Origin of the sequence: Novosphingobium sp. MMS21-SN21R, assembly GCF_031846015.1 — a bacterium.
In the GTDB taxonomy this organism is placed as follows: Bacteria; Pseudomonadota; Alphaproteobacteria; order Sphingomonadales; family Sphingomonadaceae; genus Novosphingobium.
On the sequence record NZ_JAVRDU010000001.1, the window covers coordinates 2,379,382 to 2,396,191 of the forward strand.

The 16,810-nt window shown below is 60.8% G+C and carries 18 protein-coding genes and 1 tRNA gene; 5 read left to right on the top strand and 14 right to left on the bottom strand.

What is annotated here, in order from left to right:
- Positions 1-175: 175 nt before the first annotated feature.
- Positions 176-1,195, top strand: a complete 1,020-nt coding sequence (locus tag RM192_RS11320; protein WP_311507657.1) for an acyltransferase — start codon at positions 176-178, stop codon at positions 1,193-1,195.
- Positions 1,196-1,270: 75 nt separating this feature from the next.
- Here RM192_RS11320 and pnp read toward each other — a convergent pair whose 3' ends face one another.
- The 5 genes from pnp to RM192_RS11345 all read right to left on the bottom strand — a co-directional run bounded on the left by pnp (position 1,271) and on the right by RM192_RS11345 (position 6,234).
- Positions 1,271-3,589 (bottom strand): polyribonucleotide nucleotidyltransferase, encoded by a 2,319-nt coding sequence (gene pnp / locus RM192_RS11325; protein WP_311507658.1) that lies wholly within the window; start codon positions 3,587-3,589, stop codon positions 1,271-1,273.
- A gap of 162 nt (positions 3,590-3,751) precedes the next feature.
- Positions 3,752-4,021 carry a 30S ribosomal protein S15 gene (gene rpsO / locus RM192_RS11330; RefSeq protein WP_311507659.1) on the bottom strand — a complete coding sequence of 90 codons (270 nt, stop codon included), beginning with the start codon at positions 4,019-4,021 and terminating at the stop codon, positions 3,752-3,754.
- A gap of 5 nt (positions 4,022-4,026) precedes the next feature.
- Positions 4,027-4,950, bottom strand: a complete 924-nt coding sequence (truB, locus tag RM192_RS11335) for a tRNA pseudouridine(55) synthase TruB (RefSeq protein ID WP_311507660.1) — start codon at positions 4,948-4,950, stop codon at positions 4,027-4,029.
- 4 nt (positions 4,951-4,954) lie between these two features.
- Positions 4,955-5,662, bottom strand: coding sequence for a site-2 protease family protein (locus RM192_RS11340; RefSeq protein WP_311507661.1), 708 nt, complete (start codon positions 5,660-5,662; stop codon positions 4,955-4,957).
- The gene (locus tag RM192_RS11345; RefSeq protein WP_311507662.1) at positions 5,659-6,234 is read right to left on the bottom strand and encodes a thymidine kinase; all 576 of its coding nucleotides are present in this window, start codon (positions 6,232-6,234) and stop codon (positions 5,659-5,661) included. Before RM192_RS11345 ends, RM192_RS11340 begins: the two co-directional genes overlap by 4 nt.
- A 9-nt stretch (positions 6,235-6,243) precedes the next feature.
- Between RM192_RS11345 and RM192_RS11350 the strand changes: the two genes are divergently transcribed.
- Complete coding sequence (locus tag RM192_RS11350) at positions 6,244-6,807, top strand: hypothetical protein (RefSeq protein ID WP_311507663.1); 564 nt, start codon at positions 6,244-6,246, stop codon at positions 6,805-6,807.
- Between the two features lie 67 nt (positions 6,808-6,874).
- Here RM192_RS11350 and rbfA read toward each other — a convergent pair whose 3' ends face one another.
- The 6 genes from rbfA to rimP all read right to left on the bottom strand — a co-directional run bounded on the left by rbfA (position 6,875) and on the right by rimP (position 13,828).
- Entirely contained in the window at positions 6,875-7,285 is a 411-nt protein-coding gene (rbfA, locus tag RM192_RS11355; protein WP_311507664.1) for a 30S ribosome-binding factor RbfA, read from the bottom strand.
- Between the two features lie 2 nt (positions 7,286-7,287).
- The gene (locus tag RM192_RS11360; RefSeq protein WP_311507665.1) at positions 7,288-7,824 is read right to left on the bottom strand and encodes a DUF1697 domain-containing protein; all 537 of its coding nucleotides are present in this window, start codon (positions 7,822-7,824) and stop codon (positions 7,288-7,290) included.
- 445 nt (positions 7,825-8,269) lie between these two features.
- Positions 8,270-10,873 carry a translation initiation factor IF-2 gene (gene infB, locus RM192_RS11365; RefSeq protein ID WP_311507666.1) on the bottom strand — a complete coding sequence of 868 codons (2,604 nt, stop codon included), beginning with the start codon at positions 10,871-10,873 and terminating at the stop codon, positions 8,270-8,272.
- Positions 10,874-10,878: 5 nt separating this feature from the next.
- Positions 10,879-11,616: a DUF448 domain-containing protein gene (locus RM192_RS11370; protein ID WP_311507667.1), complete on the bottom strand. Its 738-nt coding sequence runs from the start codon at positions 11,614-11,616 to the stop codon at positions 10,879-10,881.
- Positions 11,597-13,231 carry a transcription termination factor NusA gene (nusA, locus tag RM192_RS11375; protein WP_311507668.1) on the bottom strand — a complete coding sequence of 545 codons (1,635 nt, stop codon included), beginning with the start codon at positions 13,229-13,231 and terminating at the stop codon, positions 11,597-11,599. Before nusA ends, RM192_RS11370 begins: the two co-directional genes overlap by 20 nt.
- A gap of 3 nt (positions 13,232-13,234) precedes the next feature.
- Entirely contained in the window at positions 13,235-13,828 is a 594-nt protein-coding gene (rimP, locus tag RM192_RS11380) for a ribosome maturation protein RimP (protein ID WP_311507669.1), read from the bottom strand.
- Between the two features lie 341 nt (positions 13,829-14,169).
- Between rimP and RM192_RS11385 the strand changes: the two genes are divergently transcribed.
- Positions 14,170-14,298, top strand: a complete 129-nt coding sequence (locus RM192_RS11385; RefSeq protein WP_311507670.1) for a hypothetical protein — start codon at positions 14,170-14,172, stop codon at positions 14,296-14,298.
- The gene (locus RM192_RS11390; RefSeq protein ID WP_311507671.1) at positions 14,298-14,522 is read left to right on the top strand and encodes a PspC domain-containing protein; all 225 of its coding nucleotides are present in this window, start codon (positions 14,298-14,300) and stop codon (positions 14,520-14,522) included. The genes RM192_RS11385 and RM192_RS11390 overlap by 1 nt, the downstream gene beginning before the upstream one ends.
- 71 nt (positions 14,523-14,593) lie before the next feature.
- On the opposite strand, the gene RM192_RS11395 is transcribed toward RM192_RS11390, so the two are convergent.
- A complete protein-coding gene (locus tag RM192_RS11395; protein WP_311507672.1) occupies positions 14,594-15,319 on the bottom strand; it encodes a queuosine precursor transporter in 726 nt (241 codons plus the stop codon).
- 60 nt (positions 15,320-15,379) lie between these two features.
- On the opposite strand from RM192_RS11395, the gene RM192_RS11400 reads away from it, so the two are divergent.
- Positions 15,380-15,456: transfer RNA gene (locus tag RM192_RS11400), tRNA-Arg, on the top strand.
- A 150-nt stretch (positions 15,457-15,606) separates the two neighbouring features.
- On the opposite strand, the gene RM192_RS11405 is transcribed toward RM192_RS11400, so the two are convergent.
- Together RM192_RS11405 and RM192_RS11410 are read right to left on the bottom strand one after the other, a co-directional pair.
- Positions 15,607-16,215: a hypothetical protein gene (locus tag RM192_RS11405; RefSeq protein ID WP_311507673.1), complete on the bottom strand. Its 609-nt coding sequence runs from the start codon at positions 16,213-16,215 to the stop codon at positions 15,607-15,609.
- Positions 16,216-16,379: 164 nt separating this feature from the next.
- The gene (locus tag RM192_RS11410; protein ID WP_311507674.1) at positions 16,380-16,517 is read right to left on the bottom strand and encodes a hypothetical protein; all 138 of its coding nucleotides are present in this window, start codon (positions 16,515-16,517) and stop codon (positions 16,380-16,382) included.
- Between the last annotated feature and the right edge of the window lie 293 nt (positions 16,518-16,810).

Consider the following 16,810-nt stretch of genomic DNA (forward strand, 5'->3'; position numbering starts at 1 on the left):
GGTAAGCGGGAGCGCGTGATGTCTCTCAGCCGATGATGCCTACAGTGGTCATTTCATCGATGTGATCGCCATGGGCGCAAAGCACCAGAAAAGCAACCTCGGCGAAAGCGCACGCGCCGCCTGCTTAAACTCCGGATTTACCAAATTTTAGACCGGTTGACCCTAGACCGTGGAAATGGCCGGGGATCATCCGATAAAGCAGCAGCACTACCGGTCGATCCACTACCTGCGTGGCATCGCTGCGCTGATGGTCGTCATATATCACATCTTCAGTTATGGCATGGTCGCGGACCTGCCGCGCGGCAGCGTGCAGTGGATGAAGCATGGCGTCGCGATCTTCTTCGTGATCTCCGGATTTGTCATGGTCGTTTCGACAGCAAAACGTCCCAACGATCCGGGTGACTTCATCCTGAGGCGGCTGCTTCGCGTCGTTCCGCTGTACTGGGTGGCCACGCTGTTCCTGTTTGCTGCTGGATTGACCCATCCCGGTGACCTGCAACGCCTCGCCCCGTCGCTACTGTTTGTGCCGATGGTGGTTGATGGGGCACCAAAGGCCGCCGGACCGGTGCTCGAGGTGGGCTGGACGCTCTACCTCGAGATGGCGTTCTACCTGCTGTTCGCAGCCGCGATGGTCATGCCGCGGCGGTGGGCGATCCCGGTTACCGTTGGCATCCTGTGCCTTGTAAGTCCGGTCACGGCGCTGGTCCCCGGAAACGCTCTGGCATCATTCTATGCACACCCCGGCCTGCTGAACTTTGCTGGCGGCATGGTCATCGCTTGGACAAGAATCCGCCTGCCCGCCTGGACCGTTCCGCTCGGCTTTACCCTGATGGCGTGGTTTGCGAACACCAGTTCGCCTGATTACACTCTGGCAGTCACCATTCCTGCCTTGTTGATCATCGGTGGCGCGCTTGGCGCTGAATCAAAGCTGCCATCGCCCGAGAGACTCCCGATGAAATTTCTGGCGACACTGGGCGACGCATCGTTTGCGATCTACCTGATGCACTTTGCCACGTTCAACCTGCTCGTCGCGCCGCTCGCAGGCTATCCAGCAAAGGCACTGGTAATCATTCCGCTGGCGACCGGACTTGCAACGCTCGTCGGCATCATGGTCCATCGTCATGTCGAGCAACCATTGACCCGCCTGCTTGGTGGCAACCTGAAACGACAGTCAGCCAGTCCGCTCCCCGCCTGATCCAATCCGGCCCAAACGAAAAAGGCCCCACCTCGCGGCGGGGCCTTTTCCTTTATCAGCCTTGGTAGCCTATCCTCAGTCGTCAGACTTGAGGAACGCCGGCATGTGATCGGGGGCCGGGCCATCTTCACGGTCACGGCGCGGACGATCACCGCCTTCACGACGCGGGCCGCGGTCACCACCACCTTCACGGCGGGGGCCACGGTCATTGCCGCGAGGGCCACGACGGTCACCGCCACCACGATCCGGACGATCACCACGCGGTTCGCGTGGTTCGCGGGCCGGACGGGTGTCTTCCAGTTCAGCACCAGTTTCCTGATCGACAACGCGCATCGACAGGCGAACCTTGCCGCGCGGATCGATCTCGAGCACCTTGACCTTCACGGCCTGGCCTTCCTTCACGACATCCTGCGGGCGCTCGACGCGCTCGTTCTTCATTTCGGACACGTGGACGAGACCGTCCTTGCCGCCCATGAAGTTCACGAAAGCGCCGAAATCGACGATGTTGACGACCTTGCCGTCGTAGATCTTGCCGACTTCAGCTTCCTCGACGATGCCGAGGATCCAGGCCTTGGCAGCCTCGATCTGGGCGGTGTCGGACGACGAAATCTTGATCAGACCTTCATCGTCGATGTCGACCTTGGCGCCGGTGGTGGCGACGATCTCGCGGATCACCTTGCCGCCGGTGCCGATGATGTCACGGATCTTCGACTTGTCGATCTGCAGCGACTCGATGCGCGGAGCATGAGCCGACAGTTCGGTACGAGCCTCACCCAGAGCCTTGGTCATTTCACCAAGGATGTGTGCACGGCCTTCCTTGGCCTGCTCGAGCGCCTTGCCCATGATCTCGCGCGTGATGCCCGCGATCTTGATGTCCATCTGCATCGTGGTGATGCCGTTGGCGGTGCCCGCAACCTTGAAGTCCATGTCGCCGAGGTGATCTTCATCGCCCAGGATGTCCGACAGGATTGCGAACTTGTCGCCTTCGAGGATCAGGCCCATCGCGATGCCCGAAACCGGGCGATCGATCGGAACGCCGGCGTCCATCATCGAAAGGCAGCCGCCGCAAACGGTCGCCATCGAGGACGAACCGTTTGATTCCGTAATGTCCGAAAGGACGCGGATCGTGTATGGGAACTCGTCCTTGGTCGGCAGAACAGGGTGCAGCGCGCGCCATGCCAGCTTGCCATGGCCGACTTCGCGGCGGCCCGGAGCGCCGAAGCGACCGACTTCACCGACCGAGTAGGGCGGGAAGTTGTAGTGCAGCATGAAGCGCTGATACGACAGGCCGTCGAGGCCGTCGATCATCTGCTCGGCGTCCTTTGTGCCCAGCGTGGTGGTGCAGATCGCCTGCGTCTCACCGCGGGTGAACAGCGACGAACCGTGCGTACGGGGCAGGAAGCCGACCATGGCTTCGATCGGGCGGACCTGCGTGGTGGTGCGGCCGTCGATGCGGGTGCCGTCTGCGAGGATGGCGCCGCGAACGATGTCCGCTTCGACCTTCTTCATGGTCTTCATGGCGACCATCTGGGTCTGCGGGGTCTCGTCCGAGAACGCAGCCTTTGCCTTCGCGCGGGCGTCGTTGAGCGCATTCGAACGGGCCGACTTGTCGGTCAGCTTGTAGGCAGCAGCAACGTCCTTGCCGACGATGTCCTTGAGCTTCTTCTTGATGTCGGCAGTGTTGTCCGACAGATCAACGTCCCAAGGCTCCTTGGCGGCCTTTTCAGCCAGCTGGATGATCGCGCCGACAACCTTGCGGATTTCGTCATGAGCAAACATCACCGCGCCGAGCATTTCTTCCTCGGTCAGTTCCTTGGCTTCCGATTCCACCATCATCACGGCAGAATCGGTCGCAGCAACGACGAGGTCGAGGCGGCCTTCGGCAACCTGCGAAAGCGACGGGTTGAGCTGGTATTCGCCTTCCTTGAAGCCGACGCGCGCAGCGGCGATCGGACCCATGAACGGCACACCCGAGATGGTCAGCGCAGCCGAGGCCGCGATCATCGCGACAACATCAGGCTCAGTCTCGCCGTCATAGCTGAGAACCTGGCAGATCACGTTGATTTCGTTGTAGAAACCTTCAGGGAACAGCGGGCGGACCGGACGGTCGATCAGGCGGGAAACCAGCGTTTCCTTTTCCGTCGCGCCGCGCTCACGCTTGAAGAAGCCGCCGGGGATGCGCCCTGCAGCCGAAAACTTTTCCTGATAGTGGACGGTGAGCGGGAAGAAATCCTGCCCTTCCTTGACCGACTTGGCGGCGGTGACCGCGCACAGGACGACAGTGTCGCCATACGTGGCGATGACCGCGCCATTTGCCTGACGGGCAACGCGGCCGGTTTCCAGAGTGAGGGTCTTGCCGCCCCATTCCAGCGATACGGTTTTGACGTCGAACATTTAACTTCCTTCAGCCCACGGCCCTATTGCGCGCGGGTTTTTGCTGCCGGGGTTTCCCGTCCCGGTCCGGTGTGGGGCCGATTGTCGTGCCCCGAAGGCGTTCCACCGAATTGTGAAGCCGCCTAAACGCAAAAGCGGCCCGCTAGGGGCCGCTCCGCGTTGTTACTTACGAAGACCGAGCTTCTGGATGAGTGCGTTGTAGCGCGCCACATCCTTCTTCTTCAGGTAATCGAGAAGCGAGCGACGCTTGTTGACCATCATCAGCAGGCCGCGACGCGAGTGGTTGTCCTTGTGGTGGGACTTGAAGTGCTCGGTCAGGGTCTGGATGCGGCTGGTCAGGATCGCGACCTGGACTTCCGGCGAACCGGTGTCGTTTTCGGCGCGTGCATTGCTCGCAATGACTTCCTGCTTCTTTTCTACGGTAATCGACATGTCATTCACTCCGCGACATCTGCGATGTTGAAGCCTCTCGTGACGCTCAGACTTCCACCTGAAAGCTCGACCAGCGCGACCGGCACATTGCCTGCCCGCGCCCAGTAAAGCCCGTCATCAAAGGGCAATCCCGTAAGAACGCGGCCCTGTCGGACCGCCCTTGCCTGCTCGGGATCGAGGTTAAGAGCCGGGATGTCGACCAGCCCTGCCTCCAGCGGCAAGAGTACGTGTTCAAGGGGCGCGCCTTGACCCACCTCGTTCAATTTGTCCAGCGAAATCGCCTGCGCGAGATCGAACGGCCCGGCACGCAAACGGCGTAGCATGGTAACGTGGCCAACGGTGCCGAGCGCGCGGGCAATATCGCGCGCGAGACTGCGGATATAGGTGCCTTTGGAGACGTGCGCGGTGAGCGTCAGATCGGCTACGGGCACCTCACGGTCATTCGGAAAATCCCAATGTGAAGGTTGCAGCGAATGGATCGTCACGTCGCGTGACTTGAGTTCGAAGTCCTCCCCCTTTCGGGCAAGGTCGTAAGCACGCTCCCCATCTACCATGAGCGCCGAATAGGCCGGTGGAATCTGCGAGATTGGCCCGGTAAACAGCGGCAGGATCGCTTCAATCGCGCTCCACGACGGCCTTGTTTCGCTCGCTGCGACCACCTTGCCCTCAAGATCGAGCGTATCGGTTTCCGCGCCGAAAGTGACGGTGAAAGCATAGACCTTGCTCGCATCGAGCATCCGCCCACACAGCTTGGTCGCCTCGCCTATCCCGATCGGAAGGACTCCGGTGGCGAGCGGATCGAGCGTGCCGCCATGGCCGACCTTGACCTTGCCAAAGCCGGCCTGCCGCAAGTTGCGCTTTACCGCCGCCACACCTTGGGTCGATCCAAGCCCCAGCGACTTGTCGAGAATGATCCAGCCATCGACCATCAGATTACATCGGCTCCGGACCGGCAACCATGGTGGCCAGTTGCGCAAGGAGACTGCTCGCCCATTCGACTGGCGGGCCGACCAGACGTTCGACCAGATGCAGGTCGGGCGCAAAGTAGGGCAGGATCACCAGCAGCGCAAAAACCACGATCAGGCCGAACGGCTCGATCCGGCCATATACCCGCGCGAGCGGTGCGGGCAGCACGCCCATGACAATGCGCGAACCGTCGAACGGCGGAATCGGCAGCAGGTTGAACATGCCGAGGAACAGGTTCACCAACAGGAAATTCTTGAGGTTATCGGCCAGGAAAAGCACACCCAAACCCGGCTCCACCGTGTTGTCAGTAGCCCGAACCAGCAGGCCTAGCGCGACGGCGGAAACGGCAGCCAACACGAAATTGATACCCGGTCCGGCAGCGGCAACGGCCACCATCCCCCAGCGCGGATTGCGCAACCGGCGGAAATCGACCGGCACCGGCTTGGCCCAACCGAACACCGGCGCGCCAGTCAGTTTGAGCAACCCGGGCAGGATGATCGTGCCAAATAGATCGACATGACGCAGCGGATTGAGGCTGAGCCGCTTGGCCTCTGCCGCCGTAGGATCGCCCAGCGCCCGCGCCATCCAGCCATGCGCCACTTCGTGAAACACGATGGCGAGGATCATCGGGATTGCGACCGTGGCGATGGTCCAGATCAGGCTGTCGGGATTCATCGCATCGCCTCGGAAAAGTGTTTGCGGCACAGCGCGACATAGCGGTCATTGCCGCCGATCTCGGTTTGCGCCCCGGCCTGAACCGCGGCGCCACTTTCGTCCACGCGCAGATTCATCGTCGCTTTTCGGCCGCAGTGACACACAGCTTTCAGTTCGACCAGCGAGTCCGCGATGCCCAGCAGTGCCGCTGCGCCCTCGAACAATTCGCCCCGAAAATCGGTGCGCAGGCCATAACAGAGCACCGGAATTCCGGCTTCATCGGCGATGCGCGCGAGTTGCCAGACTTGCGCTTTGGTAAGGAACTGCGCCTCGTCGACCATCACGCACGACAGCGGCTGAACTGCATGGGCAGCGCTCACGCGGATCCACATGTCAGTGTCTGGATCGAAGCGATTGGCCTCGGCATAAAGGCCGATGCGGCTTTCAATGGCGCGGTCACCACCCCGGCTGTCCAGCGCGGCAGTCCACAGCATCGTCGCCATGCCGCGCTCACGATAATTGAACTCCGCCTGTAGCAGATTGGTCGATTTGCCCGCATTCATGGACGAATAATTAAAATATAACTTGGCCATATGCGGGCTTTGCCTACGCTCAGTAAGTTCTACAAGGAAATCATGCCTTCCATTGGTGATCAACGCTGGATAACTTGCCACCCAGCGTTGCGCATCTATAAGAAGGAGGTGACATCGCCCCGCCCTTCCGCATTTGCCAGAACTGCCGATTGGCTCGGAAGCAAAATCGCAATTATCTGCATGGTCAACGTGTCTATAGCACTCTTGTCGATCGCGTTAGACAGCAGGCATGGGTTGGCGATGTATATTGCAGCAGCCCTGATGTTTTTAATCGCCCAGATGTTCATTGTGCGATGGATGTTTGGTCGCGGCATGAGGTCGATTACCGATCTTGGTTTTGGATCGAACCGACAGGCATTTAAATATGGACTGTCAATGAAGGGGTTCGACCGAGGCCTGTTGGTCGCTGCTCTCTACAGTTTCGGCGTTACCTTATTCATTGGGTTTCTGGATTCTGGCCAAACAGTATCTGGCGCGATGCTTTTATCCTTCGCGAGTTTTGGAGCAGTGACGCAAGCAATGCGTCTCAATCGTTTTTGGCCAGCAGACGCTGCTCAACGAGGATCAAAATAGTTTGTTGACCACACACACAAGGATGCTGGCATAGTAGAAATAGAGTTTGGCCATGCCGCCGGGCCGGTCAGCCTTCGGTTTCAGGTTCAGCCGGGCCGAGATCGCGCTTGACCTTGGGATCAGCCAAAAGCGCATCGATCCGGCTTGCCGTATCAAAGCTTTCGTCAGGCAGGAACTTGACCTTGGGCGCGAACTTCAGCCGCAGGCGCTGGGCCACTTCGCGCTGAAAATAGGCGGTGTGCGTCCGCATCGCCTTGAGCACGAGTTCCTCGTCCTCGCCCAGAAGCGCCTTCACGAACACCGATGCATGCTGCAGGTCGGGCGACATGCGCACTTCGGTGACCGAAACGGTATGCGCGCTCAGCACAGCATCATGCACCTGTTGGCGCATCAGCAACTCGGACAGGATATGGCGCACTTGTTCGCCCACTTTCAGCAGGCGGACAGAGCGGGTTTCAGGCGTGATCTGCTTGGCCAAATTCAACTCATCTTTGCAAGAATACGGGCGATCGAGCGCACATTGCGCGCGGTGCCCCGGCAGCCGAGGCGGCGCTCGATAAACGCGCCGGTCAACTTGCTTTCGGCCACGCCGTTCGCGAAATCGATATAGATACTGCGGTTGCCGATTGCCAACTTTTCCATGCCGCGCATCGCCTGATCCGCCGCCAGCTTGTCGAAAGCCGCCTGATTGGGCTGCGTGCCAAGAAACATGGTGTGAACCTGATTGTCCGCGCCAATGCCGGTAAACGGGTTGCCCTCGATCGCCTCGGCCATGGCCTCGCGGTTGCGGACAGCGACGAAACTATCGAAATCAAAACGGTCCTGCATGACATGGGCGAACATGTCTTCAAGGCCGTCCAGCGGGCGGTCGTCATAGTCGAACAGCAGGTTTCCGCTGGCGACGACGGTCTCAAGCCCGGTCAACCCTTCCCGCTCGAACGCATAGCGCAGGTCCGCCATCGTCAGACGATTGCCGCCAACGTTGATGGAACCGAACAGGGCGACGTAGCGGGTCATTCTTGCATTTTCCGGCAGGAGTGTTATGTTCGGCAGACCACTACGGTCGAAATTTTCATTTCACCATCCCGGAGCCCGGACGCTGCTACGTTCGGGCTCTTTTGGTATCGGGAGCGCTGCTGCTACAGCGCCCCCTCACTGGCTTACTTGCGGCCAAGCTCAATGAGCTTGATCACCAGACCGACGAAACCGACTACGAGTGTCGCGACGCCGAGAACCAGAACCACTACTGTCTCTATTTTCAGAAAAATCACCTCCCCTTCTGTCGCCAGCAGCGACCTCGGAAAGACGTTTATCTAAAAGGGACTGCGCGCCTCTAGTTCCTCGCGACAAACCAGATGAACAGCAGGACTGCCGCCAAAATGGCGAAAAGCCCTACCAGCAGACAGCCAACACCATACTTTGCTCTGCTATCCAGCTGGTAGGCCTTTCCAATAATTGCCTATCAAAGCGTCCGGTCGCGCATCTCGACTTCGAAGACTTCCAGCTGGTCGCCCGCCTTGATGTCGTTCGTATCGGTCAACAGCACACCGCATTCCAGACCACCGCGCACTTCGGCGACATCGTCCTTGAAGCGGCGAAGCGACGAGATGGTGGTGCGGCTGACGATGACATCGTTGCGCGTGAGACGGGCATGGAGCCCCTTGCGAATGACGCCTTCGACAACGAGCAGACCTGCCGCCTTGTCCTTCTTGCCCGCGGGGAACACTTCCTTGACCTCGGCACGACCGACGACCGTTTCGATCGCTTCCGGACCCAGCTCGCCCGCCATTTCCGAACGGATATCGTCGGTGAGCTGGTAGATCACGTCGAAATACTTCATCCGCACCTTGTTGCGCTCGATCAGCTCGCGCGCCTTGGCATTGGGACGAACGTTGAAGCCGACGATCGGCGCGCCACTGGCCTGCGCCAGATTGACGTCGCTTTCGGTAATTGCACCCACGCCGGAAGAAAGAATGCGCACCTTGATCTCGTCGGTCGAGATCTTGTTGAGCGCGTTGACGATCGCTTCGACCGACCCCTGCACGTCACCGCGCACGACCAGCGCATACTCGATAACGGCGTTCTTCGTGGCGAGCGCGGAGAACATGTTTTCGAGATTGACCGGAGCCTGCACGGTGCGCTTGGCAGTGGCGAGTTCCTGACGGTAAGCCGCCACTTCACGCGCACGCGCTTCACTTTCGACGACGGTCAGCGTGTCACCCGCCATTGGCACACCGCCTAGGCCGAGCACTTCGACCGGTAGCGACGGCCCGGCTTCCTTCACCTGACGGCCCTTGTCGTCGAGCATCGCGCGGACGCGACCCGACTGGGTGCCGACCACGAGAATGTCGCCCACCTTGAGTGTGCCGCGATTGATCAGGACGGTGGCCAGCGGCCCCTTGCCCTTGTCGAGCTTGGCTTCAATCACTGTTGCATCGGCGGCACGGTCCGGATTGGCGCGCAGTTCGAGCAGTTCTGCCTGAAGCAGGATCTTCTCGATCAGATCGTCAAGGCCCGCGCCAGTCTTGGCCGAGAGTTCAACGTCCTGCACTTCGCCCGACATGGCCTCCACGAGGACTTCGTGTTCAAGCAGGCGTTCGCGGATCTTCTGCGGGTTGAATTCCGGCTTGTCCGATTTGGTGATCGCCACGATCATCGGCACGCCAGCGGCCTTGGTGTGGTTGATCGCCTCGATCGTCTGCGGCATCAACCCGTCGTCGCCCGCGACCACGAGAATAACGATGTCGGTGACATTCGCACCGCGCATACGCATTTCGGTAAAGGCTTCGTGGCCCGGCGTATCGAGGAAGGTGATCTTGTCACCGCCCTTGGTCTTGATCTGGTAGGCACCGATGTGCTGCGTGATCCCGCCAGCTTCGCCGCGCACAACATCCGTGCCGCGCAGGGCATCGAGCAGTGAGGTCTTGCCGTGGTCAACGTGGCCCATGATGGCGACGACCGGGGGACGCGGCAGCAACAATTCGTCGGCATCGACATCCGCCGAGGTATCGATATCGGCATCGCTGTCGCTGACGCGCTCGATGTTGTGACCGAATTCGGTGACCAGCAGTTCGGCGGTGTCCTGGTCGATGGTCTGGTTGATGGTGACCATCATGCCCATCTTGAACAGCGCCTTGATCAGGTCTGCAGCCTTTTCGGCCATGCGATTGGCCAGTTCCTGCACGGTGATCGCATCAGGCACGACCACATCGCGGACCTGCTTTTCACGCGGCTGCGACTGTCCTGCAAAGTGCGCACGCTTTTCCTTTTCACGGGCACGCTTCAGGGCGGCGAGACTGCGGGCGCGGGCGCCCTCATCGTCGTTGAGCGCGCGCGAAACGGTGAGCTTGCCGCCACGGCGGTCCTCAGTCTTGCGGTCGCGCGGTGCGCCTGCGGGTTTTTTCGCGGCAGGCTCAGGGCGCTTGGCAGGCGCTGCCGACGCAACCGGCGTGAAGCGGCGTGGAGCAGGCACGGCCGGCGCAGCCGGCGCTTCCTCGACCTTTGCGGCAGGTTCGGCAGCGGCAACAGCGGGGGGAGCCGCTTCTGGCGCCTTGGCGACTTCAGGCTCGGGTGCTGCAACGACAGGTGCAGGTGCAGCAGCAACCGGAGCGGGCGCGGCTTCGGGTTGGACAGCGGGCTCCTGCTCAGCACGGGCCTTTTCTTCTACGCGGCGGCGCTCTTCCTCGATTGCGCGCAGGCGTTCTTCCTGCTCGCGGCGATTGGCGGCTTCGAGCGAGTTGAGGCGGGCTTCCTCAGCTTCGCGCAGCAGGCGAGCCTGCATTTCCTGACGCGTCTCCCGGCTGGCCGAAGGTGGCGGCGGGGGCGGCGGAGGGGGTGGCGGCGGAGCGACCGGGGTCGGCTCGGGGGCAGCAACGGGCGCTGCGGCGCCCGATGCGATGGGCGCAGCTTCGCCGGGACGGCCCATCAGCTTGCGCCGCTTGACCTCGACCACCACTTTGTTGGTGCGGCCATGGCTGAAGGTCTGCTTGACCTCGCCTGCCTCTACCGCGGTCTTCAGGCCCAGTGGCCTGCGGCCCAAAGTAGGCTTCTTGTCGCTATCGCTCATCGAACTCATTCGCCCTTCGTATCAATATCGTCGTTCGCTGCCATGCCGTCATCCGGCTCGGCAGCATCATCGGTCTCGTGCCCGAGAAAGTGCATCAGACGCTGCAGCGGCCCGGCGACTCGTGTCGTCGCAATCGGGTCGGTCAGCGCCAAGTGTACGACGTTGTCGCGGCCCAATGCCACAGACAGCGCCGCCCGGTCCAGCGGCAAGATAATGCCTTTGAGTCCGGACCCTTCGGCCTCTTCACCAACGCGCCATGCCTGCGCCAGCTTGTTCGGCCCGTCCGTTCCTGCATCAGACGCATGGGCCAGAAACGTGACCGCCCCCGAACGCGCGCCCTGCGCAATCCGCTCAGTGCCAAGCAGGACTTTGCCTGCACGCAGTTCAATACCCAGACGATCGGTCAGCGCGCGCCTCAGCGCGAGTTCAGTCCGTTCGCCAAGGTCAGCCGGAATGGAAAGTGACGAACCCTTGAAGGCACGCGCCAACGCACCCTTAAGTTTGCCATTGGCAACGGCTTTTTCAAGGTCTGCGCGGTGCACGCCGATCCAGGCGCCACGCCCAGGGGCACGCGCCAGCACGTCGGGCAGCACGTCGCCATCGGGCGAGAGCGCGAGACGAATGAGATCGCCCCGCGCATCATGACGCCCGGTCAGCACGCATTTGCGCTCCGGCGGGGTCTTACCCGCCGCGGCCTTGCCGATAATGTCGGAGCTTAGCGGCTCATTGTGAGGGTTCCGCATGGGCGGCCTCCTCAGCTTGTGGTTCATCTTCGAACCAATGGGCGCGCGCGGCCATGATGATCTCGTTGCCCTGCTCTTCGTTCAGGCCATATTCGCCCAGAACGCCGCCCTTGTCTTCGCTGCGCTCCGAACGCTCGGTCCGCTCACGCGGGGCCTTGTCGTTGCGGCGACGCTGCTCGACGCGCTTCTTGGCGATGAGTTCGTCGGTGGCGAGATCAGCGAGATCGTCGAGCGTCCTGATGCCAGCCTTGCCCAGCGTGACCAGCATAGCTTCGGTCAGATGCGGCAGTTCGCCCAGAGCATCCTCGACGCCCAGAGCGCGGCGCTGTTCGCGCAAGGCTTCCTCGCGACGCTCGATCGCTTCGGCGGCGCGGCTCTGCAGTTCCTGACCGAGTTCCTCGTCGAAGCCTTCGATGGCAGCCAGTTCGGAAAGGTCGATATAAGCCACTTCGTCGAGTTCGCTGAAGCCTTCGGCCACGAGCAGCTGCGACAGGGTCTCGTCGACGTCGAGCTCTTCCTCGAACATTTTCGAGCGCTCGGCAAATTCCTTCTGCCGCTTCTCCGAAGCTTCCGCCTCGGTCATGATGTCGATAGCCGAACCCGTCAATGACGAGGCGAGGCGTACGTTCTGGCCACGACGACCAATGGCGAGCGAAAGCTGGTCGTCGGGAACGACGACTTCGATGCGGCTCTCTTCCTCGTCGATCACCACGCGGCTGACGGTGGCGGGCTGGAGCGCGTTGACCACGAAAGTCGCGGTGTCTTCGCTCCACGGGATGATGTCGATCTTTTCGCCCTGCAGTTCCTGCACGACCGCCTGAACGCGGCTGCCCTTCATGCCGACGCAGGCGCCGACCGGATCGATGCTGCTGTCACGGCTGATCACGCCGATCTTGGCGCGGCTGCCCGGATCGCGGGCAGCGGCCATGATGGTGATGATGCCATCGTAGATTTCGGGCACTTCCTGCGCGAACAGCTTCTTCATGAATTCGGGGTGCGCGCGGCTGAGGAAGATCTGCGGACCACGGTTCTGGCGCTCAACCTTGAGGATCAGTGCGCGGACGCGCTCACCAACGCGCGGCACTTCACGCGGGATCTGCTGATCGCGGCGGATCACGCCTTCGGCACGACCAAGGTTGACAATCACGTGGCCGAATTCGACCGACTTGATCACGCCGGTGATGACTTCGCCCGCGCGGTCCTTGAACTCGTCGAACTGGCGGTCACGCTCTGCATCACGGACCTTCTGGAAGATCACCTGCTTTGCCGACTGCGCATCGATACGGCCGAGATCGACCGGGGGCAGCGGATCTACGATAAAATCGCCAACTTGCGCGCCGGGCTGCAGCTTTTCGCCCTGCTTGATATCGACCTGCTTGAAGTAGTCCTCGACCACTTCGACCACTTCGACAACGCGCCACAGACGCAGATCGCCGGTGCGCGGATCGAGCTTGGCGCGGATGTCGTTTTCGGCGCCGTAACGGTTACGGGCAGACTTCTGGATCGCTTCTTCCATCGCCTCGATGACGATCGACTTGTCGATCATCTTCTCGGTGGCGACCGCGTTGGCGATCGCAAGCAGTTCTGCACGATTGGCGGAAATCGCACTGGCCATGGGTCAGTCTTCCTGTTCTTCGGGGATTTCGCCCGGTTCGCTGTCCGAACCGAGAATTTCTTCGTCCGCGCCGCTGGTGTCCAGTGGGCGGGTCGATGCCAGCAGCCTGTCGGTCAGGACAAGCTTGGCATATTGCACGTCGGCCAGCGGAAAGGTCACACGGCCGGACTTGCGATCATCAAGCGTGACCACATCGTCTTCCAGCCCAACCAGATCGCCCTGGAGGGACTTGCGGTTACCTTCGACGGGATTGAACAACGTGAAGCGTGCCTCCTGCCCCGCCCAGGCCACATAATCCTTGGGCCGGGTAAGCGGACGATCAATGCCGGGCGACGATACTTCGAGGCGATAGGCGTCCACAATCAGGTTTTCGCCCGCTTCCTCAAGCGCATCGAAACGATCGGACACGCGGCGCGATAGCGCGGCACAATCTTCGATCACCAACTGGCCGGTCTCGGGACGCTCCGCCATGATCTGGAGCGTAAACTCCTCATCACCGATTTCGCTGCCTTTGAAGTAGCGCACGCGCACGAGATCGAAGCCGAGGGCCTTGACCTCTGGCTCAACAACCTCGGTAATTCGCGCGATATCAGCCATGTGTTCTCCGGTAGCCGATGATGCAAAAGCGGTGCCGAGCCGGGACCGTCTGGTTCCAGCCTGACCTTGCTTTCACAATGTCGGGATGAGGCGCAGATAAGCGCGTCAGCGGAATTTTGCAAGGCGCAATCGTCTCTCCGGTTCGCCGCACAAACCAACCCCCAATCTGTGGCGAAAACTCCCAACTGTCAGCATTCGTTCAGGTTGGAACTTGGCCGCCCGACTAGGAGATTGGCGCAATTCCGCCATTTTCTACGTTTGGCACGAGCCATGCAATGCAAGAGACATGGGCCGATCCGGCTCCACACAGACACAGCGACCCGAACATGAGGACCGTTCCAATGACCACTTTTGCACAGCGCATCACAGCCGCCGCCACTGCCCTGACGCTCAGCCTCGCGCTGATTGCCGGCACCGTCTCCACTCCCGCCCAGATGGGCACTCCCGCCTCGCAGATGGAGATGATCTGATGAGCCCACTTCGCTTCGATGATTCCGCAGTGCGTCCGGTCGAAAAGTCAGGCGGTTTCCGCCTCGACAAGGTTCGCGGCAAGATGATGGGCGTGTGCGCCGGGATCGGCAACTATTTCGGCGTCGACGCAACTCTGGTCCGTGTGGCTTTCGCCATCGCCACCGTGCTCGGTTTCGGCTCGGCCATCGTCGTATATCTGCTCATCGGCCTGATCGCCGACTGATCCGGCACCCCAAAGGCCAGTCCAGCCCCCCCTGCCCCGTCTCTCCAGCCCCCGGAGAGGCGGGGCTTCCTTTATGCGGCTGGTGCTTTTGCGAAGGGCGAGAAGTCGGTGTCGGTGTCGAACACTTCGGCCCCTTCCCGCTTCTTTAGCCAACTGACCACGGCATAAGTCACCGGCGTCAGCGCCGCTTCCCACAGGACTTTCATCAGCCAGTTCGTGACCATCACGGTTAGCACCTGCTCCTTCGTCCAGATGCCCAGGAAGGCAATGGGGTAGAAAATCGCGCTGTCGATTGCCTGCCCGAACACGGTAGAGCCGATCGTTCGGGTCCACAGCATCTTGCCGCCCGTCAGGATCTTCATCTTGGCAAGCACGAACGAATTGACGAACTCGCCCGCCCAGAACGCGGTGACCGAGGCCAGCACGATACGCCAGGTCGACCCGAACACGCTTTCATAAGCCGCCTGCCCGTCCCAACCGGGCGCGGGCGGCATGGCAACGACGACAAAACTCATGAAAGCCATGAAAATCAGCGCAAAGAAGCCCATCCACACGCAGCGCCGTGCGTTGGCATAACCGTAAACCTCGGTCAGCACGTCACCGATCACATAGGACACCGGGAAGAACAGGATACCTGCGCCGAAAGTGAAGCCGTCCACTTGCGCCAGCTTGGCCGCACCGATCAGGTTCGACAGCAACAGAATGGCTACGAAGGATGCCATCACATAGTCGAAATAGCGGAAATGGCGGCGCGCGCTGCTGGTGCCATCAATCTGGGAAAGTTGGGGATCGCTCATGGGAACCCTTGCTAACGCGGTTTGCACATGGCGAAAAGCGGCTTATGGGGCACTCGGCGCGCGCCCGTAGCTCATCTGGATAGAGCGCGAGACTTCTAATCTTGAGGCAGCAGGTTCGAGTCCTGCCGGGCGCGCCAATATACATGGTTTTTCAGACGTCAAGGCGGTTACCTGAAGCCCCGCAGGTAACACATAGCTGACAACTGCATGCTCGACACATGGATAGACGCCCAGCCCGATCAGCCATCGCGGCCCGAAGCATTGCGCGAACTGGAAGCTGACTAAGACTAAACCGGAATGCTCACGCTCGACAGGGTTCCTAGAGCGAATGCCTCTACGCCCGTTCGTACGTTCATGCGCGGGATTGGTCCGCCCATAATCATTTGTGCGGAATTCCGCTCTCGTTGGAAGTAGAGTATTTCGTCCATGAACACGAAGGCGCGACCAAGGTCTGCGGTGCAGTTCTCAATTTCATCAAAAATCAGCAGCGGACCCTTCCTCGTGGTCGCCCCCACGACGTTCCCGACTGCATTTCCATCCTGATATATAGTTTCGTTTTTGCCATCAGGGGGCGGTGGATTCTCTAGATGGTTTATACGGGCCCGTAACCGTTCCGCATTTTCCTCCGTCGCCGCTTGTAGGGCGTGAAAGTGCAGGGCAGGCGCGAAAGCAAAGCGAATCACGAAAGCCACTGGGAACGTCAGGAAAGGGGTCAGCGCGGTATATGCGCGCGTAAGCGCAGTGGCTTCAGTGAACTGGCCGAGGCCGATAAAAATCCCAATGGCGATCAGGGCTTGGACCAGCAAGGCAATCACTGCTGACACCGCGCTATCAAGCTTCGCGTCCTTAAGCGCCTGCCTCCCCGCGCTCTCTGCGATTTCGCGCCAGTACCCCATGCCGGAGTCATATCAAACGACCCGGTGTTTACAAACCATACCGCGCACTCGGGCCGTCGAGATATTCAATTCAGTGCGGCCTCGATGCCCTTGCCGCCTTTGAAACTAACCTTCATGGGTTGCTCGTATCTGGCATGGGGCGAACCGAAGCCCGCCCCTGCCGATTATTCATCCTGCCCGGTTGCGGGTGCCTTGAGCGCCGCGATCTTCGCATCTGTTAGCATTGCAGCTGCCCGCTGTTCCGCCAGCCAGAACGGTAGTGGCAGATGCACTGGACCGGGCGCGTTTGCGAAATCGCTCACATCACATGGCAATCCGAGTGTGCCACGCCGATATCACCCTTCTGCTTCCCTGCCCCGGCGCGCATGGCGCTCTCGCGAGGTGCACTAAGCCGCACACCAGGATTGCCACCCAGGCGGGCCGCGCCCTCAGGCTCTGGTCAATCACGGTAAGGTCGTGCTAGGGGCGCCCGTGCATAGTCGTTGGCGACGAATTCGGGTGCGTTTGCACCTCGGCCCAGTTCTCCCAGTCCTTGCATCCCGGCACGTGCAGGCGTGCCCGATTTTACTCAAGTTCAGGTTTTAGAGCACAAACA